The sequence below is a fragment of the Paraburkholderia fynbosensis genome, assembly GCF_902859935.1.
Classification (GTDB): domain Bacteria; phylum Pseudomonadota; class Gammaproteobacteria; order Burkholderiales; family Burkholderiaceae; genus Paraburkholderia; species Paraburkholderia fynbosensis.
In genome coordinates, this window is record NZ_CADIKI010000010.1 from 149,833 (window position 1) to 172,408 (window position 22,576).

A 22,576-nucleotide genomic window follows, 5' to 3' on the forward strand; every position below is an offset into this window, starting at 1 on the left:
AGCCGCGAACGACAGAAGAGAGCCGCCCGCAAACTGCGGATTGCCCGAAGTGTAGATGCATCAATATGAACTGTAAAGAGTGGCACTTTATAAAGTGCCACTTTATAGGCTGTAGATTTCGGGGCGTTGATGGGTAATGCTCCTGCCCCATATGGCAGAGAAAACTACATCGCGCCAAGCTTCATTCCGTGACCGCCTTGCGAGGAATCTGCGATTCTTCCGAGGGCAACGAGGTCTGTCCCAAGAGAATCTTGCGGACCGCGCTGGCATTCATCGCACACACATCGGCCAGCTTGAGCTCGGGCGACGCAGCGTCACGCTCGATACGCTCGTGTCATTGGCTCAGGCTCTCGGCGTGGACGAGTTCGATTTGTTGGCTGAGCGGGAGGACGTTGCCGTTCCGGTGAAGATGGGCAGAAAGAACAAGGCCGGCCCCCAGCCAGAGGAAAGCTGACTACAGGAAAGCAGGGTTCACTTCGGCGATTACGCTCCCACGCACCGATTTCCCTTTCAGGTTTCAAACTCGCTCGCACATTTATGGCTCGTGGTTCGAGTTATGACCGGTGTCGATGTGGACCGACATCAAGGTTGAGCACCGGCCGATGGCAGCTGCGTGAGCGCAACTGGACATAACCACTTTTCCTGCTACACCACTGCGCTTTTATCCATTGAAGATAGTTTGGGCATATCGCCAGGGCACCTTGGTGCTAAGCGGCTTCGAGCAGCCGGATAAAAGGTAAGCTTCACACAAGAAGAGCGCGGCTCGCACCGAGGCAATTCAGACCGCCATCAGTAATTGCGAGCGGCGAGAGGTGGCTCGGCGCTGGCGAACTATGTTGCTGGTGTGAGGCTCAAGCCATTCTGGCTTGTTGGTTCGTGGCTGAGTTTGAGTAGAAACTGCGCTAACTGAGCTCGCTCTTCCGGAGCGCGCTACATCGTGAGGAAGCAACCCAATGTTTGGCCGCGGTGCAAGTTCCCGTGTGCACAACTCTGCTATCCACACCGCAAGGGTGTGGATAGCTGCCCTGCGGGCAGTGCCAGAGTTGCACACACTCGATACTGACGCGCCGGCGTTGCCGGCTTGCCCTGCCTTGAATATATTGAGACCCACCCGAACATGTCACACCTGCGCTCAGGACCGAGCCCGGCGGCCCCTCAGAGTTACGTCATCTTCCTTACTAACGATTTCAGGTTGACCATCCAGTCGGCGGTTTCGAAAAACGAGCCGAGCAGGCGCTCGCGCAGCGCTTCGGCGAGGCCGATATCCTCCATCGCCCATGCCATGCATCTGAGCCACTGATCCCGCTCGCTCGATGCGATCGCAAACGGCAAATGCCTTGCGCGCAGACGCGGATGGCCGAAGCGGCTGATGTAGTGATCCGGGCCGCCGAGCCAGCCGCACAGGAACCAGAAAAACTTGTCGCGCGAACCGTCGAGCGATTCCGGATGCAAAGCCCGAATGCCGGCGAAATCCGCTTCCAGATCCATCAGGTCGTAAAACCGGTCGACCAGTTCGCGTACGCGCGCTTCGCCGCCTACCAGATCGAAGGCCGTCGGCTGCGCCGCGGACACTTCGTCGTTCAAATCGCTCATAACCTGCTCATCAACGGATAAGAAAAATCACGCATCCCGCAGCGACTGCAACGCGGGCCGCGCCAACACACGCCGCAAGCTCAGCCAGCCGCCGACACCGGCACAGGCGACGCCCGCGGCGATCCCCGCAGGCAGCAGCCACGGATTGAAGCTCAGATAAAACTCGAACACCCGCGTGGCCAACACCCAGCCGATGATCTGCGCGCCCACCGCGGCCATCGCCCCGGCCAGCGCGCCCACCGCGACGAACTCGGCAACCTGCACCGCGCGCACCTGGCGATGCGACGCGCCGAGCGCGCGCAGCAGCGCGGATTCTCGCATACGCTCGTCGCGCGTGCCGGCGAGCGCCGCGTACAACACCAGCACGCCTGTCGCCAGCGTAAAGGCGAACAGGAACTGCACCGCGCCGATCACCTGCTGCAACACGCGCTGAATCTGTGCGAGGATCGGACCGGTGTCGATAGCCGTGAGGTTTGGATAAGCGCCGATCAGGCCGTCGATTGTCGTCTGCTTTTCCTGCGGCAGATGAAAGCTCGTGATGAAGGTGGCCGGGAAATCCTGCAATGCGGCGGGCGGCATCAGCACGAAGAAGTTGACCTTGAATGACCCCCAGTCGAGCTTGCGCACGCTCGTCACCGGCGCGTCGATCTGCAAGCCGGTCACGTCGAAGCGCAGCACGTCGCCGGGCTTCACGTCGATTAGCTTGGCGAGCCCCTGCTCGATCGAGATCTGCGGGGTCTTCGTGTCGCCGTACCAGGTGCCAGCGGCGATGCGGTTGTCGTCGGGTAACTCGGTCGTGTACGACAGATTGAATTCGCGGTCCACGAGGCGCTTCGCGTCGTTGCCCTTGAACGAATCCGGATTGACCGGCTTGCCGTTGATCGCCGTGAGCCGCCCGCGCACCATCGGCGAGAGCACCGTGCCCGGCACGCCGTGCGTGTCCAGATAGTGCGTGACCGCGTCGCGCTGGTCAGGCTGGATGTCGATGATGAATTCGTTCGGCGCATCCGGCGGCGTCGACTTGCGCCAGCCTTCCACCAGGTCGTTGCGCGTCATCGCGATCAGCAGCAGGCACATGAGGCCGATGCCGAGCGCGGTGATCTGCAACGCGCTCGCGCCGCTGCGCCGCTCCAGCGACGCCAGCGCATAGCGCCAGCCGATTCCCGCGTTCACGCGCTCGCTGCGCACGAGGCGTGCCGCGCCCCACAGCGCGAGCCGCGCGATGCACGCGAACACCAGCAGTCCGCCGGCAAACCCGCCCGCGACGATCCCGCCGAGCTTCAACTCGCCCGCCGCGACGATCAGCAGCGCGGCGAACAGCACGATGCCGAGCGCGTAGGCGGCCCACGCGGTGCGCCCCGCTTCGCCCCACTCACGGCGCAGCACGCGCACCGGCGGCACGCGCGTGAGCGGCAACAGCGGCGGCAGCGCGAAGCCGAGCAGCAGCACGAGGCCAGCCGCGATGCCTTGGAGCGCGGGCCAGGCGCTCGGGTACGGCAGCGCGACGTCGATCAGACTGCCGAGCCAAGTCAGCAACGCGAGATGCCCGAGATAACCGAGCGCGACACCGAGCGCGCCGCCGATCACACCAAGCCCGACGAACTCCAGCGTGAACAGCGCGCGCAGCGCGGCCTGGCTCACGCCGAGACAGCGCATCGCCGCGCAGCCGTCCAGATGCCGGCGCATGTAGCGGTGCGCGGCCATCGCAATCGCCACGGCCGCGAGCAGCGCGGTGAGCAGCGACACGAGCGTGAGGAAATGACTCGCCCGATCGAGCGTCTGGCGCACTTGCGGCTGGCCGTCCTGCAATGATTCGAGCGCGACGCCGCGCATCTTGCCGTCGTCCACCTTGCCGTGCGCGAACTGCGCGAACTTCGCCACCGACGCGTCCGCGCCCGCCACCAGCAGCCGGTAAGTCACGCGGCTGCCGAAGGTGATGAGGCCGGTCGACTGCACTTCGTCGGCGCGCAACATCAAACGCGGCGAGAAGTTGACGAACGAAAAGCCGCGGTCCAACTCGCGGGTGATCAGCGCGCCGATCTTGAAGCTGCGATTGCCGACTTTCACGCTGTCGCCCACGTGGAGCTTCAGCGCGTCGAGCAATGCCTGATCGACCCAGACGGTGCCAGGCGCGGGAATCGATTGCGCGGGATGGTCCGGCGCGCCGGGCGCCGCAGCGATCCGCAACGCGCCGCGCAACGGATAACCCGGCGACACCGCCTTGATCGCGGCAAGGCGCGAGACCGGCCGCGCGCCGGACGCGCCGGTCGAATTGACCATGCTGGGGAAGATCGCCGTGCTGGCGGTGTCCAAACCGAGCGCTTTGGCTTGCGCGGCGAATTGCGCATCGACCGGATGATCGGCGCGCACGATGAAATCGGCGGCGATCATGCGCCGCGCGTCGCGCTCGAGTCCCTGATGCAAGCGGTCGGCCAGAAAGCCGACGCTCGACAACGCCGCGACGGCCAGCACCAGCGCCAGCAGCAGCATCGTCAATTCGCCGGCGCGCCAGTCGCGCGCCGTCATGCGGATGGCCTGACGCAGCAGATCTCTGCCGCCGAACCGGCGTGCGGGCGTCGGGTTAGCGCGCGCCAAGGAACCCCGTACCGTATCGCTCAATCGTGCCTGCTCCTGGCAAAACGCGACACCATGTGCGTGGCCATGCCGCGAAAGCCGCCCTGCACGCCGCGCCAGAGCCGCGGCAACGCCCAGCCCGCCAGCATCAGGAAGCCCACCATCAGCACGAGAAACACGAGCGGCACGAACAGCGCGAGCAGCATGCCGCCGAACACGAGACCGTCCTCGGCGGTCGAGGTGACCACATTCGACACCGGCTCGGGCGACAGATTGATCAGCGCGCGCGTGCCCGCCTTCGCCAGATGCGCTGTGCCCGCCAACGTGCCGCCCGCGAGCGCGGCGACGCTCAGCAGCGCCGGATCGGCATGGCCGAGCGCGCCGGCCGCCAGCACGGCGCCGGCCGGAATGCGGATGAACGTATGGACCGCGTCCCAGAGCGAATCGAACGCGGGAATCTTGTCGGCGAGGAATTCGGTGAGCGTCAGCACGGCGGCCGCGCCGATTACCCACGGCGAGGACAGCGCGGACAGCGTATCGGGAAGATGGATGAAACCGAGGCGCTCGAACACCCCGGCGAGCAGAACCGTCAGATAGAGGCGCAGACCGCTGCCCCACGAAAGGCCTGCAGCAAGCGAAAGTGATTCAAGCATGGCCGCCTCCAGGCGCGCTGTGCGTGCCGGACGCGTCGGCAGGCCGGGACAGGAGAAGCCCACACCGAAGTCGTCAGACCCGCGCCAAGCCGGCCGCGCCATGGAGGCCGCGGGCAATGTCAGGTTGGATTCGATTTCATTATAGCCACCTTAATTCGTAGGACGTAGAGTGGCGAATAATCGGCGGCGCCGGTGTGGCGCGGGGCAGACGCCGGTGCGCTCACCCAAGCTCACCCAGGCTCACCCAAGCTCGGCCAGATTCCCCCGCTTCACCCGGCTTTGCCGCGCGGGACCGGCCAGCGTGGCTCCAACGCGCGAGCTCGCAGCTTCAATGCCCCGACGACAGCTTCAGCCCAATCAAGCCAATCACGATCAGCGCCGCGCTGGCGACGCGCGCGACGCTTAGCGCCTCGCCCATCATCACGACGCCGAAGATGAATGCGCCGACCGCGCCGATCCCCGTCCACACTGCATAGGCCGTGCCGAGCGGCAGCTGGCGCATCGCGACGGCGAGCAGCGCGAAGCTGCCGAGCGCGGTCACGATCGTGAACACGGACGGCCACAGCCGGGTGAAACCTTCGGAGGTTTTGAGGCCGGCCGCCCAGGCGACTTCGAGCAAACCGGCAATCAGGAGAAGCAACCAGGACATGAGACAGCTCCATGGAAAAATGGGGCCGTCCCCGTTCGTAGCAAAAGCGTAAGGTCGTCCTTACAGAGCGTAATTATATCGAAGCGAGGTGCGCGCCGCTTCGCGGGCGGCTCACAGCGCGCCCACCAGCCGATAACCGACGCCGGTTTCCGTAATGATATGTTCCGGCTGCGCCGGATCGCGCTCCAGCTTGCCGCGCAGATGCGCCATGTAGATGCGCAGATAGTGATGGCTCTCGACATGCGAGGGCCCCCACACGTCGCGCAGCAGTTGCCGGTGCGTCAGCACGCGCCCGGCATGGCGCACGAGCGTCGCGAGCAGCCGGTATTCGATCGGCGTCAGATGGACCGCGGCGCCGTCGCGCGTGACCTGGCGCAAGGCGAGATCGACGATGACCGCGCCGAAGCGCACCTGCGGCGACTCGTTCGCGCCGCCGTGATTGCGCCGCCGCATCTGCGCGCGGATGCGCGCGAGCAGCTCGGACACGCCGAAGGGCTTGGTCAGATAATCGTCGGCGCCGGCGTCGAGCGCGGCGACCTTCTCGCTCTCCTGGGTGCGCGCCGACAGCACGATCACCGGCAGCTCGCTCCAGCCGCGCAGTTCGCGGATCACGTCGAGACCGTCGGTGTCGGGCAGGCCGAGATCCACGATCACCAGATCCGGCTTGCGGGTCGCGGCTTCGACCAGACCCTGCGTGCCCGTTTCGGCGGCGTGCACGACGATGCCCTCGCCTTCCAGCGCGGTGCGTACGAAACGGCGAATCTGCTTTTCGTCTTCGATCAGAACAACAGTGATGCTCGGCTCACTCATGGGTCGGCTTGGCCAGCGGGTTGAGGGTGGCGGCGCGCTCGGCGCCGGTGCGAGGGTCGGCGAGGAGATCGGCATGCGCCTGCGGCTCGGCGCCTTCGTCTTCCAGCGCATCCGGCGCGTCGGGCGGCGTGTGCGCCGGCAGCGTGAACCAGAAGCGCGCGCCTTCGACGCGGCCGTGCGCTGCGAGCCGGTTGAGCGCGCCGATTGTACCGTCGTGCGCCTCGACGATCGCGCGGCAGATCGCGAGCCCCAAGCCGATGCCCGGCTTGGCCGACTCTTTCTCGCCGCGCGTGAATTTCTCGAACACGCGCGCTTCCATGCCGGCGGGCAGACCGGGGCCGTCGTCGTCGACGGTGACGCGCACGGACGGCATGCCGTTCACGTCGATGCGTTGTGCGCCGATCGTCAACGGCGTCCCCGGCGCGGTGTACTTGGCCGCGTTCTCGAACAGGTTCGAGAAGAGCCGCTCCATCAGCACCGCGTCGAGATTGAGCAGCGGCAGATCGGCGGGCAGCCTGACCTGCACCGGATGACCCGCCAGCACGCGTTTGCACGCACGCAGCGCCGCGCCCACCGTTTCTTCGAGCAGCGTCCACTGCCGGTTCAGTTGCAGACTGCCCGCCTGCAGGCGCGCCATGTCGAGCAGATTGGTGACGATGCCGGTCATGCGCAGCGCTTCCTCGTGAATCGCGTCGACGAGGTCGTCGGCCGGTTGCATTGGCGCGCCTGCGTCAGTGGGGGTCTTGCGCGTTTGCGCCAGCATCGACGAAAAGCCGACGATGGTGGTCAACGGCGTGCGCAGATCGTGCGAGATGGCGGAGAGCAGCGAGTTGCGCAGGCGCTCCGACTCCATGTTGACGAGCGCATCGCGCGCGATGTCGACGTAATGCACCCGCTCCAGCGCCAGCGCGATCTGCGCGGCGAACGCGTCGAGCATGCGTTGCTGCTCGGGCACGTCCAGCTCGCGCTCGTCGCGCAGCACGGCCGCGAGCACGCCGCGCGTGCGCATCGGCGCCTTCAGCGGCAGATACAGCGCGGCAGCGGCGGGCAGAGTGTCGGTGCCGTGACCGGCCGGCTTCTGCTGATCGTAGACCCACTGGCCAACGTCGAGGTCGAGCAGTTCGCCTTCGAGCGTGATCGCCGCGTCCGGGTCCTCGATTTTCTGTCTGACCTGATCGACGCTATCCGGCAACAGGATCGCGACGCGCGCGCCGAACACCTCGCTCACGTGCCGGCTGCCAATCGCGACGATCTGCTCGGTGGTCAGCGCCGCCGCGAGTTCGCGCGCCATCGCGTACATGGCGCCGGTGCGTTGCTCGCGGCGTCGCGCGACGCTCGCCTCGCGGCGCAGGCTCGACGTCAGATGGCTGATCACGAGCGAGGTCAGCAGCATGCCGAAGAAGGTCAGCACGTACTGCGTATCGGACACCGACAGCGACATGCGCGGCGGCACGAAGAAGAAATCGAACGCGGCCACGCTCAGGAACGACAGCACGACGCCCGGCCCGCGCCCCAGCTTCACCGCCGTGAAGATCACGCCGAGCAGATACAGCATCACGAGGTTGGCCAGATCGATACGGTCGATCAGCTGGCTCGACAGCAGCGTGACGGCGGCGCAAATCAGCAGCGCGAGCCCATACGCACGCGGCGGCGAACGGCGTTCGCGCGCCGCGCTCAGCGCCTCGCGCCATGCGTTCGCGGTGGTATTCAACAAGCGCCGCGGCTCACCGCCATCACGTTCCGCCGATGCGCGAATCAGCGTGAGATCGAGCTCGCCCGCCCGCTCGGCGATGCGCTCGCCGAACGGCCGGCGCAGCCAGCGCCTCGGACCCGTGCGCGACGAAGCGCCCGCCACCAGCTTCGACACATTGCGCGCCTGGGCATAGCCGGTCAGCGCGGTGACCGCATCGGCGCCCGCGAGCGTTGCGGTTTCAGCGCCGAGGTCAGCGGCGAGCTTCAACGCGTTCAGCGTGCGTTCGCGGCGCGCGTCGGGCAGGCGTTGCAGCGCCGGCGTTTCCACATAGACGGCGAGCCAGTCCGCCTTCAGGCTGGCGGCGAGGCGCGCCGCCGCGCGCACCAGCGCGGGCGCTTCCGGGCCCGGCCCCACACACACCAGCAAGCGCTCGCGCGCCTGCCAGATGCGCTGGATCGAACGGTCCGCGCGATATTCGCGCATCTGCGCATCGACGCGGTCCGCGGTGCGGCGCAACGCCAGCTCGCGCAGCGCGATCAGATTGCCCTTGCGAAAGAAGTTGCGCACCGCGCGCTCGGCCTGCTGCGGCAAATACACCTTGCCGTCGCGCATCCGGTCGAGCAGTTCCTCGGCGGGCAGGTCGACCAGCGTGACTTCGTCGGCGCGATCAAACACGCGGTCCGGAACCGTCTCCCACACGCGAATGCCGGTGATCTGGCCGACCACGTCGTTCAGGCTTTCGAGGTGCTGGACGTTGACCGTCGTATAGACGTCGATGCCCGCGTCGAGCAGTTCGTGGACGTCCTGCCAGCGCTTCAGATGGCGCGCGCCCTGCACGTTCGAATGCGCCAGTTCATCGACGAGAATCAGCTGCGGCTTGCGCGCGAGCGCGGCATCGAGATCGAACTCGCCGAGCTTGCGGCCGCGATACTCGATATGCGCGAGCGGCAGCACGTCGAGGCCGTCGAGCAGCGCGGCGGTCTCGCTGCGGCCATGCGTTTCGGCGATGCCGACCACGACGTCCGCGCCTTCGTCATGGCGGCGGCGCGCGGCCTGCAGCATCGCGTAGGTCTTACCCACGCCGGCCGACGCGCCGAAGAAAATCTTCAGCCGGCCGCGCAGACGTTTTTCTTCATCGCGCTGTAGCTTGTCGAGCAGTTCGTCAGGATCGGGGCGGTTCATGCTCAGTGGTTTTCATAGTCGTGCGAGCGGCGCTACCCGCATGGTGGCACGGTCGCCGCCGGCCCGCAAATAGCGGCCCGGCCGGGTGCCGCGAAGAAAAATGCAAAGGCGGCATCTCGTCGACGCCGCCTTTGCGAGCCGCGGCGCCTCGCCGCGAAGCGCGTACGCACAGGCCTTTAGCCGCCTGTCATTTCGTCGAGCGCCAGATTCAGCTTCAGCACGTTCACGCGCGGCTCACCGAGAATGCCGAACTGGCGGCCGGTCGTATAACGGTCGATCAGCGCCTGCACGTCGTTCCGCGCGAGCTTGCGCGCGGCCGCGACACGCCCGATCTGATAGTCCACGGCCGCCGGGCTGATCTCCGGATCGAGTCCGCTGCCCGACGAGGTCACCAGATCGACCGGCACCGGGTTCGACATGTCCGTGCCGGCCGCCTTCAACGCATCGAGACGCCCCTTCACTTCGTCGAGCAGCGCCGGGTTGGTCGGCCCGAGGTTCGACCCGCTGGAACCCTGCGCGTTGTACGGCATCGGGCTAGTGGCTGACAAACGGCCCCAGAAGTACTGCGGCGCGTCGAACTGCTGGCCGATCAGTTGCGAGCCGACCAGCTCGCCGTTCTGTTCGATCAGGCTGCCGTTCGCCTGATCGTGGAAGGCGGCCTGACCGAAGGCGGTCATCACTGCGGGGTAAGCGAGACCCGTGAACACGGTAAGCACCGCGAAGATCACGAGCAACGGACGTAACAGATTTTTCATGATGAGTGGTTCCTTTCCTTTCGAAGCACCCGGGCTTCAGACCCAGCCGAACGCGGCCAGCACCATATCGATCAGCTTGATGCCGATGAACGGCACGATGATTCCGCCCAAACCGTAGACCAGCAGATTGCGCCGCAGCAGGATCGCCGCGCCCAGCGCGCGATAACGCACGCCCTTGAGCGCGAGCGGAATCAGCAGCACGATCACGAGCGCATTGAAAATCACCGCCGACATGATCGCCGAGGACGGCGTGGCCAGGTGCATTACGTTCAGCGCGTTCAGTGCCGGATAGGTGGTCGCGAACGCGGCCGGAATGATCGCGAAGTATTTGGCGACGTCGTTGGCGATCGAGAACGTGGTGAGCGAGCCGCGCGTCATCAGCATCTGCTTGCCGATCTCGACGATCTCGATCAGCTTGGTCGGATTCGAATCGAGGTCGACCATGTTGCCGGCCTCTTTCGCGGCCTGCGTGCCGGTGTTCATCGCCACCGCGACGTCGGCCTGTGCAAGCGCCGGGGCGTCGTTGGTGCCGTCGCCGGTCATCGCGACCAGCCGTCCTTCGGCCTGGTGCGCGCGAATCGTCGCGAGCTTCGCTTCGGGCGTCGCTTCGGCGAGGAAATCGTCGACGCCGGCTTCGGCGGCGATCGCCGCCGCGGTCAGGCGGTTATCACCGGTCACCATCACCGTCTTGATACCCATCTTGCGCAACTCGGCGAAGCGCTCCTTGATGCCGCCCTTCACGACGTCCTTCAACTCGATCGCACCGAGCACGCGCGCGTTCTGCCCGGCGAGCTTCTCGGCCACGACGAGCGGCGTGCTGCCGCGCCGCGCGAGCTCGGCTACCGCGTTGCTGACCTCGTCCGGGAAGCGGCCGCCGTTGCCTTCGACGTAGTGCTTCACCGCGTCGGCCGCGCCCTTGCGGATTTCGCGGGCCGGCGCGCCGGCGCTGTCGTTGGGCGACAGGTCGACGCCGCTCATCCGCGTTTGCGCGGTGAATGCGAGGAACAGCGCATGCAGCGCGGCCATGTCGCGTTGCCGGATGTTGAAGCGCTGTTTGGCGAGCACGACGATGCTGCGGCCTTCCGGCGTTTCATCGGCGAGCGACGAGAGCTGCGCGGCGTCCGCGAGCGCTTCTTCAGTTACGCCCGGCGCCGGCACGAACTGCGATGCCTGACGGTTGCCGAGCGTGATCGTGCCGGTCTTGTCGAGCAGCAGCACGTCGACGTCGCCGGCGGCTTCCACCGCGCGGCCCGAGGTGGCGATCACATTGGCCTGCATCATGCGGCTCATGCCCGCTACGCCGATCGCCGACAGCAAACCGCCGATGGTGGTCGGAATCAGACACACCAGCAACGCGACCAGCGCGGTGATCGTCACCACGTGGCCCGCTTGCGCGGCCTGCACGGAGAACATCGAGAACGGCAGCAGCGTCGCCGCGGCAAGCAGCATCACGATGGTCAGCGCCACCAGCAGGATCGTCAGCGCGATTTCGTTCGGCGTCTTCTGACGTTTCGCGCCTTCGACCATCGCGATCATGCGGTCGAGGAACGCCTCGCCCGGGTTCGCCGTGGCGCGCACGACGATCCAGTCCGACAGCACGCGCGTGCCGCCCGTCACCGACGAAAAGTCGCCGCCCGACTCGCGGATCACCGGCGCGGATTCGCCGGTGATCGCCGATTCGTCGACCGACGCGACGCCGTCGATCACCTCGCCGTCGGCCGGAATCACGTCGCCGGTTTCGACCAGCACGACGTCGCCCTTGCGCAGATCGGACGCCGTCAGAATGCGGATCGGCGACTTCGGATGCGGCTCGTTGAGCTTCTTGGCCATCACGTCTTTCTTCGCGCTGCGCAGCGACGCAGCCTGGGCCTTCGAACGGCCTTCGGCGAGCGCTTCCGCGAAGTTCGCGAACAGCACGGTGAACCACAGCCACAACGTGACCGCGAGAATGAAGCCCGCGGGCGCCTCGGCCTGGCCGCAGAGCGCGGCGATCCACAGAATGGTCGTCAGAATGCTGCCGACGTACACGCAGAACATCACCGGATTGCGAAACTGCGTGCGCGGCGTGAGTTTCTTGAAGGAGTCCACGATCGCCGGGCGCAGCAGCGCCGGGTCGAACATGGACCTCGTTGCATTATGTTCAGTCATTGAATCCTCGAATACCGTTATCGCGTAACGTGTGCCTGGTCAGTCGTTGGCCGCCCGTGTCACGCCGATGGGCGCCTCAATGCGCGCCCATCATCATCAGATGCTCGACACCCGGACCCAGCGCGAGCGCCGGCACATAAGTCAGCGCGCCGACCAGCAGCACCGTGCCGAGCAGCAGTACGACGAACAGCGGGCCGTGCGTCGGCAGCGTGCCGCCGGTCACGCCGATGCGCTTCTTCGCGGCGAGCGAGCCGGCGATCGCAAGGACCGGAACGATCGTGCCGAAGCGGCCGAACCACATCGCGATCGCGGTGAGCCAGTTGTAGAACGGCGTGTTCACGGAAAGCCCGGCGAATGCGCTGCCGTTGTTGTTCGACGCCGAGCTGAACGCGTAGAGGATTTCGGAGAAGCCGTGCGGGCCGGGATTGAAAATGCCGGCCCTGCCCGCGCTGCTCAACACCGCGATCGACGTGCCAACCAGCACCAGCAGCGGCGTGAGCAGCACGACGATCGACACCATCTTCATCTCGTATGCCTCGATCTTCTTGCCGACGTATTCGGGCGTGCGACCGATCATGAGGCCCGCGACGAACACGGCCAGCATCGCGAACACGAGCATCCCGTACATGCCGGAGCCCACGCCGCCGAAGATCACTTCGCCAAGCTGCATCAGCAGCATCGGATAGAGGCCGCCGATCGGCGTCAGCGAGTCGTGCGTATTGGCGACCGCGCCGCACGACGCTGCCGTGGTCGCGACCGTGAAGATGCCCGACTGCGCGATGCCGAAGCGGGTTTCCTTGCCTTCCGCATTGCCGCCCGACTGCAACGCATTCGCCGACTGGTCGATATGCAGCGCCGTGAGCGCCGGATTGCCGCCCTGCTCCGCGCCGATCTCGCCGAATACGCAGACGCCGAAGCCGATCGTCATCGCCGCGAGCACGGCCACGCCCTGCTTGCGGTCGCCGATCACGCGGCCGAACACCAGCGCGAGCGCGGCGGGGATGAGCAGCATCGAGAAGATCTCCAGGAAGTTCGAGAACGGCGTCGGGTTTTCGAACGGATGCGCCGAGTTGCCGTTGAAAAAACCGCCACCGTTGGTGCCGAGCAACTTGATCGCTTCCTGCGACGCCACCGGGCCCATCGCGATGGTCTGCGTCTTCACCGGCGTATCGACCGTGACCGGGTTGCCCTTCGCGTCCTTGACCGGATTGCCTTGCGCATCGAGTTTCGGCGCGGCGTAGGTGGTGGTTTGCAGCGTCGGCACGTCCTGATAGGCCTTGAAGTTCTGGATCACGCCCTGGCTCATCAGCACCGCGGCGACAATCATCGACATCGGCAGCAACACGTACAGCGTCACCCGCGTGATGTCGACCCAGAAGTTGCCGATGGTTTGTGCGGTATGACGCGCGAAGCCGCGGATCAGCGCGATCACGACCACGATGCCGGTCGCTGCAGAGAGGAAGTTCTGCACGGTCAGCCCGAGCATCTGCGTCAGATAGCCGACGGTCTGTTCGGGCGAATAATCCTGCCAGTTCGTGTTGGACACGAAACTCACCGCCGTGTTGAACGCGCTGTCGACCGACATCGCGCCGAACTGCTGCGGGTTGCCCGGCAGCCAGCCTTGCGCGCGCAACAGCACGTAAAGGAAAGCCACGCCGAGCACGTTGAACGCGACCGTGGCGATCGCGTAATGTTTCCAGCCCATTTCCGTCGAAGGATCGACGCCCGCGATGCGATACAGCAAACGCTCGAGCGGACCGCCCCAGCGGACCACGCGCGAGCTGCCATCCATCACCGCGCCCAGATACCGGGCCATCGGCACTGCGGCGGCCAGCAGCACGACGATGAACAGGCTTGCCTGCAGGACATTGTTCGAGTTCATTCAATGTCCTCCGCGCGCAACAGCGCATAGACCAGATAGACAAACAGCAGCGCGGTGGCCGCGCCGGACAACCACAGGGTCCAGGTCATGACCGCGCTCCCTGGCCGCGACGGAACTGCATCAACTTCTCGCAGCCGGCTATCAACGCAAAGGTCAGCGCGGCAAACAGCACCAGCCCCCCGACATACAACACATCCATTTTTGTTCTCCACTCACGGACTTTGGATAGGTGCAACGGTATGCCGTGGCGCGTAAAGGACGGGTCAAAGGTAACGGTGCGCGTATAAAGATCGCGTAAACGGACAAGGCCGCTCCATCCTGTGATGGAGCGGCCTTGCTTGTTGGGCCGTATCGAGACGGCCGCGCCCTGCTAACCGGCGCTTACGGCAGCAGCACCGTCGAGCCCGTGGTGCGGCGTCCTTCGAGGTCCGCGTGCGCCTGACCGACGTCCGCCAGCGCGTAACGCTGATTGATGCTCGTCTTGACCTTGCCCGACGCGAGCACGTCGAACAGTTCCGCCGACATCGCTTCGTAATCGGCACGCTTCGCGATATAGGTGAAGAGCGTCGGGCGCGTGAAGAACAGCGAGCCGCGTCCGGCGAATTCCGACGAATCGAGCGGCGGCAGGGGCCCCGATGCATTGCCGAAGCTCACGAACATGCCGAGTGGCGCGAGACAGTCGAGCGAGCCCGTAAACGTGTCCTTGCCGATCGAGTCGTACACGACCGGCACGCCCGCGCCGTTGGTGATCTCGCGCACGCGCTTCGTGAAATTCTCGCGTGTGTAGACGATCGCATGGTCGCAGCCATGCGCTTTCGCGATCTGCGCTTTTTCATCGGAGCCGACCGTACCGATCACGGTCGCACCGAGCGCCTTGGCCCACTGGCACGCGAGCAGACCCACGCCGCCCGCCGCGGCCTGAATGAGGATCGTGTCGCCGGCCTTCACGGGATACGTGCGGCGCAACAGATATTGCGCGGTCAGGCCCTGCAGCATCGCCGAGGCGGCCTGCTCGTCGCTCAGCGCGTCGGGCACCTTGACGACCTGCGAGGCCGGCAGCACGCGCTCCTGCGTATAGGCGCCGGGCGGGCGCGCCACGTAGGCGACGCGGTCGCCCGTTTTCAGGCCGCTCACGCCCGGGCCGACCGCGCTGACCTCGCCGGCGGCCTCCATGCCGAGGCCCCCCGGCAATGGCAGCGGATATAGGCCGGTGCGGAAATACACGTCGATATAGTTCAGCCCGACCGCCGTCTGCCGAATGCGAATCTCGCCGGCGCCGGGCTCGCCCACTTCGATATCGACCCACTTCATCACTTCCGGGCCGCCGGTTTTATCGAATCGGATTGCTTTGACCATCACGTCTCCTTGAGGCTAGGTGTTATTCAAACGTTGTTCGCGTGTCGTTCAGATCACCGCGCGTGCGTGCGCCGTCAGACCTGCTGCGTGAGGCGCATGGTCAGCACGTCGAGCACCATGCGCGCGGTCGAGATGTTGGTCGCGCACGGAATGTTATGCACGTCGCACGCGCGCACCAGCGCGTTGATGTCCGGTTCGTGCGGCTGCGGCGTCATCGGATCGCGCAGGAAGATCACCATGTCGACCCGCCCTTCCGCCAGTTGCGCACCGATCTGCAGGTCGCCGCCGTGCGGGCCCGACAGCATTCGCTCGACCGTCAGGCCGTGCGCGTCGGCGATGCGCCCGCCGGTCGTGCCGGTCGCGATGATGTCGCAGCGCCGCAGCGTATCGACGTATTCGCCGGCCAGTTTGACGATGTCGTCCTTCTTGTGATCGTGCGCGATCAGCGCAATGCGGGTGGTCATGACGTAAGACTCCTGAAACCGTTGTTGTGATTGTCGTTGTGGTGATGATGCCGGGTGGCAATGCCGGCGCCACTGCTGCGGCATTGCCACTCGTTCAGAACGTGCCCGGGTACGCGCCGCCGTCGATCAGCCAGTTCTGTCCGGTAATGTACCCGGCATGCACGCTGCAGAGGAACGCGCACGCGCGGCCGAATTCGTCGCGGTTGCCGAAGCGGCCCGCGGGGATCGTCTTCATGCGCTGCTTACGCGCGTCGTCGACGGAAATGTTTTGCGCCTTGGCCTGTGCCTCGAACGTGACCGCGATGCGGTCGGTGTCGAACAGGCCCGGCAGCAGGTTGTTGATCGTCACACCGGTCGGCGCGACCTTGCGCGCGAGCCCCGCGACGAAACCGGTGAGCCCCGAACGCGCGCCGTTCGACAGGCCCAGCACGTCGATCGGGGCTTTCACCGCCGAACTCGTGATGTTGACGATGCGGCCGTAGCCACGCGCGCTCATCGAGTCGATGGTCGCGCGGATCAGCTCGATCGGCGTGAGCATGTTGCTCTCCAGCGCGCGGATCCAGTCCTCGTGCGTGAAATCGCGGAAGTCGCCAGGCGGCGGGCCGCCCGCGTTGTTGACGAGGATGTCGGGCTGCGGACAGGCGGCGAGCGCGGCAGCCCGGCCGGCGGGCGTGGTGATGTCGCACGCCACCGTTTTCACTTCGACGCCGCTCTGCCTGCGAATCTCGGCCGCGGTCGCCTCCAGCGTTTCGGCGGTGCGCGCGACGATCGTCAGATTGACGCCCTCGGCGGCCAGCGCTTGCGCGCAACCGCGTCCCAAACCCTTGCTGGCCGCGCAAACCAGCGCGGTGCGTCCTGCGATTCCCATGTCCATGAATGCGTCCTCGTGACGTTGTGCCGGCGCATCGGCGCGCCGGCGTTGCAAAGTTCTCCCCGATTCTAGAAGAATCAGTGCTGGACCGGGCCGGGCGCTGCGCTCGCCGATCGCAATCTCCGGTATCTGCGGGCGGCACTCTTTCGGTAAACTTGCGCCGTGGCGCGTCCGCCGGCCAGCCGCATTGCGGCGGGCGGCGCGCCGAACCGATCTCCGATCGCCCCCGATTGATCTCTCTTGCGCCGCTTGCGCCCCCGCCATGACCCAGGACAGCCGCTTTCCCAATCTTTTCATCCTCGATCACCCGCTGATCCAGCACAAGCTGTCCCATATGCGCGACAGGGACACCTCGACGCGCACGTTCCGCGAGCTGCTGCGCGAAATCACGCTGCTGATGGGCTACGAGATCACCCGCAACCTGCCGATGACCACGCGCCGCATCACCACGCCGCTCGTCGACATCGACGCGCCGGTGATCGCCGGCAAGAAGCTCGCGATCGTGCCGGTGCTGCGCGCGGGCATCGGCATGTCGGACGGCCTGCTGGAGCTGGTGCCGTCGGCGCGGGTGGGCCACATCGGCGTGTACCGCGCAGACGATCACCGCCCGGTCGAATATCTGGTGCGCCTGCCGGACCTGGAGGACCGCGTGTTCATCCTGTGCGATCCGATGGTCGCGACCGGCTACTCCGCCGTGCACGCGGTCGACGTGCTCAAGCGCCGCAACGTGGCCGCCGAGAACATCATGTTTCTCGCGCTGGTGGCCGCGCCCGAAGGCGTGCAGGTGTTCCAGGACGCGCATCCGGACGTCAAGCTGTACGTCGCCTCGCTCGATTCGCACCTGAACGAGCACGCGTACATCGTGCCGGGTCTGGGCGACGCCGGCGACCGGCTGTTCGGCACGAAGAATTGAGGGTGGGTTGAAAAAAACGCTGGCGGCGCAGTGCACGCGACGAGCGGCATTCGTGTGGCTGCCGGGCTACGCGGGCACGAGGGATAACTCGAGCCGCTTGCCAAGCGCTGCCAGCGCGGACGCGATCGTGTCGATCTTGGTGGCATGGCCGAGGCCGATCACTCGCTGAACATGTTGTGGCCGTGTGTGAAGGCGCCACGCCAATTCGGAGGCTAAGCGGGTTCAGGCGTTGGCTCGCTGCTTCACCGGCCCTACTGTGTCCAGGATCACACGCCAAATATAAACATAACTGCTTATATTCCGAATACTACAGAAAGCATCCGATGACGCGAAGCGGACCCGGCACGCCAGAAAACGGCGCCTGTGGCCTACTTTTGCCTGCGCCACCCTCTGCCGCCCCCCTGCGGCGTGATAAAATTCGAATCCGCTCAAAGAACGGCTCAACCTGCGTCACCGTCTGCACCGCCGCTTCGCGCATCGCGCCTTGACGCGGCACTCGCCAGGCTAGTGCCGGGTTTGCCGCACGCCAGCCGCCCCGTTTCATCCGCGCAGCCGCCTCTGGTCCGCCAAGGTGCGCGCAAGAGCCGGCTTAAGACGGTTCGACACGGGCGGCTAGCTGGGAACGGTCGACTGCAAGCGGCAAGTCCGGACAGGCAGCCGCCGGGCGGTCTCACACCAGACGCTTTGACATCGAGGCGCGCGCAACGCAAGCGCCCGACATCGCAACGACAATTGCACTATGCGTGCGCCCCGCTGGCGCGCGCGACGGAGAACGGTATGGCGGGTCATTCGAAATGGGCCAACATCAAGCATAAGAAAGCAGCGGCCGATGCCAAGCGCGGCAAGGTCTGGACGCGGCTCATCAAGGAAATCCAGGTCGCGGCGCGCATGGGCGGCGGCGACATCGACTCGAACCCGCGTCTGCGGCTCGCCGTCGAAAAGGCGTACGACGCCAACATGCCGAAGGACAACGTCAACCGCGCGATCCAGCGCGGCGTGGGCGGCGTGGACGGTGCGAGCTACGAGGAAATCCGCTACGAAGGCTACGGCATCGGCGGCGCGGCGGTGATCGTCGACACGATGACCGACAACCGCACCCGCACGGTCGCGGAAGTGCGTCACGCGTTCTCGAAGAACGGCGGCAACATGGGTACGGACGGCTCGGTGTCGTTCATGTTCGATCATGTCGGCCAGTTCCTGTTCGCGCCCGGCACGCCGGAAGACAAGCTGATGGAAGCCGCACTCGAAGCCGGCGCCGACGACGTCGTCACGAACGAAGACGGCAGTATCGAAGTGCTGTGCCCGCCGAACGATTTCCCGAAGGTGAAGACCGCGCTCGAAGCTGCGGGCTTCAAGGCCGAGTTGGCCGAGGTCACGATGAAGCCTCAGACGGAAGTCGAGTTCACGGGCGACGACGCCGTGAAGATGCAGAAGCTGCTCGACGCACTGGAAAATCTGGACGACGTGCAGGAAGTCTATACAAACGCCGCGATCGCCGACGAGTGAGCGTGCTCCGGCAGCGCGCGGTGCGCGGGTTCGTCCTGATCGAACCCGAACCCCGCGCCGCGCTGCCGGCTGGCACTCGCGTCGCCGCTCATTGCTGTTTTTTGCCGCTGAACGGGCGTTTTGAACACGGGTGCAGCGTTGCGCGCCCGCCAGGCCATCGTCACTCGGGTTCGTCCCGGGTTCGGTCCGCGGGCTTCCTGGCCGGCGCAGGCCGACCCGGCGCGAATCTCGCTGTTTATTGCACGGCTGAGCTTTCCGCTTCAGCCGTTTATGGTTTTTAAGTCTCGGGGATTCACATGAAGTTACTCGTCGTCGGTTCCGGCGGTCGCGAACATGCACTCGCATGGAAGCTCGCGCAATCGCCGCGGGTTCAGCTCGTCTACGTCGCGCCGGGCAACGGCGGCACCGCGCAGGACGAGCGTCTGCGCAACATCGACATCACCGAGCCAGCCGCGCTGGCCGATTTCGTCGAACGGGAACAGATCGCCTTTACGCTGGTCGGGCCGGAAGCGCCGCTCGCGGCCGGCATCGTCAACCTGTTCCGCTCGCGCGGTCTGAAGATTTTCGGGCCGACCAAAGAGGCCGCCCAGCTCGAAAGCTCGAAGGACTTCGCGAAGGCGTTCATGAAACGCCACGCGATCCCGACCGCCGAATACGAAACCTTCGCCGACGTCGCCGCCGCGCATGCGTATCTGGACGCCAAGGGCGCGCCGATCGTCATCAAGGCCGACGGCCTCGCCGCCGGCAAGGGCGTAGTGGTCGCGCAGACGCTGGAAGAAGCGCATGCCGCGGTCGACATGATGCTGTCGGACAACAAGCTCGGCGATGCCGGCGCGCGCGTCGTGATCGAGGAATTCCTGGCCGGCGAGGAAGCGAGCTTCATCGTGATGGTCGACGGCAAGCACGTGCTGCCGCTCGCGTCGAGCCAGGACCACAAGCGCCTGCTTGACGCCGACCGGGGTCCGAACACCGGCGGCATGGGCGCGTACTCGCCCGCACCGATCGTCACGCCGCAACTGCATGCCCGCGTGATGCGCGAAATCATCCTTCCGACCGTGCGCGGCATGGAGAAGGAAGGCATCCGCTACACCGGCTTCCTGTACGCCGGTCTGATGATCGACGCGCAAGGCAACCCGAAGACGCTCGAATTCAACTGCCGCATGGGCGACCCCGAAACGCAGCCGATCATGGCGCGTCTGAAGGGCGACTATTCGAAGGTGGTCGAGCAGGCGATCGCCGGCACGCTGGATACGGTCGAACTCGAATGGGACCGCCGCACCGCGCTGGGCGTCGTGATCGCCGCGCACAACTATCCGGACACGCCGCGTAAGGGCGACCGCATCAACGACATCCCCGCGGAAACCTCGGATTCGGTCACCTTCCACGCCGGCACCACGCTCGCCGACGGCAAGCTGACGACCTCGGGCGGCCGGGTGCTGTGCGTGGTCGGTCTGGCGGACTCGGTGCGCACCGCGCAATCGGTCGCATACGAGACGATCAACCAGATCTCGTTCGACGGCATGCAGTATCGCCGCGACATCGGCTACCGTGCGCTGAACCGCAAGCAGGACACGCGGACCGAGGGCAAGCAGTAAAAGCCACCACCCCGCTCGCCCGCCTGCGGCGCCAACGGCGCTACACTGCGGGCGCGACCCAGCGGGTTTTGCGCGCCCAGCGCAGCCGCTGGGCCGGGCGAGGCGAAAGCCCGCCGCCCGACGCGAAATACCGTGCGCCGCGCCTTCGCAGGTTTCCTCCCTGACGCAGGCCCGGCCGTCGCCTTTCCCGAAGAACCCGCGGTACGACGAGCGTGCCGCCCCCAGCATCCGCATTCATGACTGATTCGAGCTATGACACACAGGCCGTGCGCAACTGGCTGCAAGGCCTGCAAACGCATATCGCTGACACGCTCGGCGAGTTTGACGGCACGCCGTTCGCGACCGACGCCTGGCAGCGTGGCCCGGGCGACAAGCTGCGCGGCGGCGGCTATACGCGGATTCTCGAAGGCGGCAAGTTCTTCGAACGGGCCGGCATCGGTTTCTCGGACGTCGCGGGCGACGCGTTGCCGGGTTCGGCAAGCGCGGCGCGTCCGCAACTGGCCGGGCGCGGCTTCGAAGCAATGGGTGTATCGCTCGTGCTGCATCCGCACAATCCGCACTGCCCGACCGTGCACATGAACGTGCGCCTGCTGATCGCAACCAAGGCCGGCGAAGAGCCGGTCTTCTGGTTCGGCGGCGGTATGGACCTGACGCCGTACTACGGCTACGAGGAAGACGCGCAGCATTTCCATCGCACCTGCCGCGACGCGCTGCAGCCTTATGGCGCGGATCTTTACCCGAGTTTCAAGCGCTGGTGCGACGAGTATTTCTTCCTGAAGCATCGCAACGAAGCGCGCGGCATCGGCGGGATTTTCTTCGACGATTTCTCGGCGCCGGGCTTCGATCAATCGTTCGCGATGGTGAGGAGCGTCGGCGATGCGTTCCTCAAGGCCTATCTGCCAATCATCGAAAAGCGCCGCAACATTCCGTACGGCGAAGCGGAGCGCGAATTCCAGGCATACCGGCGCGGCCGCTACGTCGAGTTCAATCTGGTCTTCGACCGTGGCACACTGTTTGGACTGCAGAGCGGCGGACGCACGGAATCGATCCTGATGTCGATGCCGCCTGTGGTGAACTGGCGCTACAACTGGCATCCCGAACCGGGCACGCCGGAAGCGCGTCTTTACAGCGATTTTCTCGTGCCGCGCGAGTGGGTGTAACGCGCATTGTGCGCACCACGCCCTTGCACGCGGCCACGACAAAGGATCTTCACCTGAAGCCGAACGCTCATCCCGCTGCCCTGCCTCGCCGGATCGGTCTGCTAGGCGGCACTTTCGATCCGATCCACGACGGCCACCTCGCGCTCGCGCGGCGTTTCGCCGAGGTGCTGCAACTGACCGAGCTGGTGCTGCTGCCCGCCGGCCAGCCGTGGCAGAAAGCGGACGTGTCAGCGGCCGTGCACAGGCTCGCGATGACGCGCGCGGCCGCCGGCACGCTGGCGCTGCCGGGCGTGACGGTACGCGTCGCGACTGACGAAATCGATCACGACGGCCCGACCTATACGATCGACACGCTGCAACGCTGGCGTGAACGCGAAGGTGAGGACGCATCGATCGCGCTTCTGATCGGCGCGGATCAACTCGTGCATCTCGATACATGGCGCGACTGGCGGCGCCTGTTCGAGTTCGCGCATATTTGCGCGGCGACCCGGCCCGGTTTCGACCTCGCGTCGATTCCACCGGCGCTCGCTCAGGAAATCGACGCGCGCCGTGCCCGCGCCGACGTTCTGCAAGCCACGCCTTGCGGCCACTTGCTGATCGATACGACGCTTGCGTTCAACGTCTCGGCCACCGACATTCGCGCGCATCTGCGCGAACAGGTGAGCCAGCGGCTCGCCCTCGCGGGCGGCGAACAGCAAGACCAGGCCGCGAGCCATGTCCCCACCGCGGTGTGGGACTATATTCTTCAACATCATCTGTACCACCGGTAACC

20 protein-coding genes are annotated in these 22,576 nt (G+C 65.8%); 6 read left to right on the forward strand and 14 right to left on the reverse strand.

Translation table 11 applies throughout. From position 1 onward, the window contains the following. The first annotated feature begins 136 nt into the window (after window positions 1–136). The gene (locus tag HV770_RS18345) at window positions 137–454 is read left to right on the forward strand and encodes a helix-turn-helix domain-containing protein (RefSeq protein WP_246290986.1); all 318 of its coding nucleotides are present in this window, start codon (window positions 137–139) and stop codon (window positions 452–454) included. A 707-nt stretch (window positions 455–1,161) separates the two neighbouring features. Here HV770_RS18345 and HV770_RS18350 read toward each other — a convergent pair. The 14 genes from HV770_RS18350 to HV770_RS18415 form a co-directional block, all read right to left on the reverse strand. Further along, the gene (locus tag HV770_RS18350) at window positions 1,162–1,593 is read right to left on the reverse strand and encodes a group II truncated hemoglobin (protein ID WP_175161792.1); all 432 of its coding nucleotides are present in this window, start codon (window positions 1,591–1,593) and stop codon (window positions 1,162–1,164) included. 27 nt (window positions 1,594–1,620) lie between these two features. Beyond that, window positions 1,621–4,212 (reverse strand): ABC transporter permease, encoded by a 2,592-nt coding sequence (locus HV770_RS18355; RefSeq protein WP_425497449.1) that lies wholly within the window; start codon window positions 4,210–4,212, stop codon window positions 1,621–1,623. Further along, the gene (locus HV770_RS18360) at window positions 4,209–4,820 is read right to left on the reverse strand and encodes a DUF4126 domain-containing protein (protein WP_175161794.1); all 612 of its coding nucleotides are present in this window, start codon (window positions 4,818–4,820) and stop codon (window positions 4,209–4,211) included. The genes HV770_RS18355 and HV770_RS18360 overlap by 4 nt, the downstream gene beginning before the upstream one ends. A gap of 328 nt (window positions 4,821–5,148) precedes the next feature. After that, the gene (gene sugE, locus HV770_RS18365; RefSeq protein WP_121317017.1) at window positions 5,149–5,469 is read right to left on the reverse strand and encodes a quaternary ammonium compound efflux SMR transporter SugE; all 321 of its coding nucleotides are present in this window, start codon (window positions 5,467–5,469) and stop codon (window positions 5,149–5,151) included. 111 nt (window positions 5,470–5,580) lie between these two features. Next, window positions 5,581–6,279 (reverse strand): two-component system response regulator KdpE, encoded by a 699-nt coding sequence (gene kdpE, locus HV770_RS18370; protein WP_175161795.1) that lies wholly within the window; start codon window positions 6,277–6,279, stop codon window positions 5,581–5,583. Next, window positions 6,272–9,154, reverse strand: coding sequence for a DUF4118 domain-containing protein (locus tag HV770_RS18375; protein ID WP_175161797.1), 2,883 nt, complete (start codon window positions 9,152–9,154; stop codon window positions 6,272–6,274). Before HV770_RS18375 ends, kdpE begins: the two co-directional genes overlap by 8 nt. A gap of 176 nt (window positions 9,155–9,330) precedes the next feature. Then, window positions 9,331–9,909 carry a potassium-transporting ATPase subunit KdpC gene (kdpC, locus tag HV770_RS18380; RefSeq protein ID WP_175161799.1) on the reverse strand — a complete coding sequence of 193 codons (579 nt, stop codon included), beginning with the start codon at window positions 9,907–9,909 and terminating at the stop codon, window positions 9,331–9,333. Window positions 9,910–9,945: 36 nt separating this feature from the next. After that, the gene (gene kdpB / locus HV770_RS18385) at window positions 9,946–12,057 is read right to left on the reverse strand and encodes a potassium-transporting ATPase subunit KdpB (RefSeq protein WP_175161801.1); all 2,112 of its coding nucleotides are present in this window, start codon (window positions 12,055–12,057) and stop codon (window positions 9,946–9,948) included. Between the two features lie 76 nt (window positions 12,058–12,133). Beyond that, window positions 12,134–13,939 (reverse strand): potassium-transporting ATPase subunit KdpA, encoded by a 1,806-nt coding sequence (gene kdpA / locus HV770_RS18390; RefSeq protein WP_175161803.1) that lies wholly within the window; start codon window positions 13,937–13,939, stop codon window positions 12,134–12,136. Next, the gene (gene kdpF / locus HV770_RS18395; protein ID WP_121317005.1) at window positions 13,936–14,028 is read right to left on the reverse strand and encodes a K(+)-transporting ATPase subunit F; all 93 of its coding nucleotides are present in this window, start codon (window positions 14,026–14,028) and stop codon (window positions 13,936–13,938) included. The genes kdpA and kdpF overlap by 4 nt, the downstream gene beginning before the upstream one ends. Then, window positions 14,025–14,138, reverse strand: coding sequence for a hypothetical protein (locus HV770_RS18400; protein ID WP_007175652.1), 114 nt, complete (start codon window positions 14,136–14,138; stop codon window positions 14,025–14,027). The genes kdpF and HV770_RS18400 overlap by 4 nt, the downstream gene beginning before the upstream one ends. Window positions 14,139–14,320: 182 nt before the next feature. After that, on the reverse strand, window positions 14,321–15,295 hold the full coding sequence (locus HV770_RS18405; protein ID WP_121317001.1) for a quinone oxidoreductase family protein: 975 nt from the start codon (window positions 15,293–15,295) through the stop codon (window positions 14,321–14,323). Between the two features lie 74 nt (window positions 15,296–15,369). Then, a complete protein-coding gene (locus HV770_RS18410) occupies window positions 15,370–15,759 on the reverse strand; it encodes a methylglyoxal synthase (protein WP_121316999.1) in 390 nt (129 codons plus the stop codon). 94 nt (window positions 15,760–15,853) lie between these two features. Beyond that, a complete protein-coding gene (locus HV770_RS18415) occupies window positions 15,854–16,633 on the reverse strand; it encodes an SDR family oxidoreductase (protein ID WP_121316997.1) in 780 nt (259 codons plus the stop codon). A 259-nt stretch (window positions 16,634–16,892) separates the two neighbouring features. On the opposite strand from HV770_RS18415, the gene upp reads away from it, so the two are divergent. From upp to HV770_RS18440, 5 genes are all read left to right on the forward strand, one after another. Further along, window positions 16,893–17,543, forward strand: coding sequence for a uracil phosphoribosyltransferase (gene upp, locus HV770_RS18420; RefSeq protein WP_042327532.1), 651 nt, complete (start codon window positions 16,893–16,895; stop codon window positions 17,541–17,543). Window positions 17,544–18,320: 777 nt separating this feature from the next. Beyond that, on the forward strand, window positions 18,321–19,049 hold the full coding sequence (locus HV770_RS18425; protein ID WP_121316992.1) for a YebC/PmpR family DNA-binding transcriptional regulator: 729 nt from the start codon (window positions 18,321–18,323) through the stop codon (window positions 19,047–19,049). 296 nt (window positions 19,050–19,345) lie between these two features. After that, on the forward strand, window positions 19,346–20,644 hold the full coding sequence (gene purD, locus HV770_RS18430; protein ID WP_175161805.1) for a phosphoribosylamine--glycine ligase: 1,299 nt from the start codon (window positions 19,346–19,348) through the stop codon (window positions 20,642–20,644). 236 nt (window positions 20,645–20,880) lie between these two features. Next, on the forward strand, window positions 20,881–21,804 hold the full coding sequence (gene hemF / locus HV770_RS18435) for an oxygen-dependent coproporphyrinogen oxidase (protein WP_175161807.1): 924 nt from the start codon (window positions 20,881–20,883) through the stop codon (window positions 21,802–21,804). A gap of 53 nt (window positions 21,805–21,857) precedes the next feature. Next, window positions 21,858–22,574 carry a nicotinate-nucleotide adenylyltransferase gene (locus HV770_RS18440; protein ID WP_246291003.1) on the forward strand — a complete coding sequence of 239 codons (717 nt, stop codon included), beginning with the start codon at window positions 21,858–21,860 and terminating at the stop codon, window positions 22,572–22,574. Window positions 22,575–22,576: the final 2 nt, after the last annotated feature.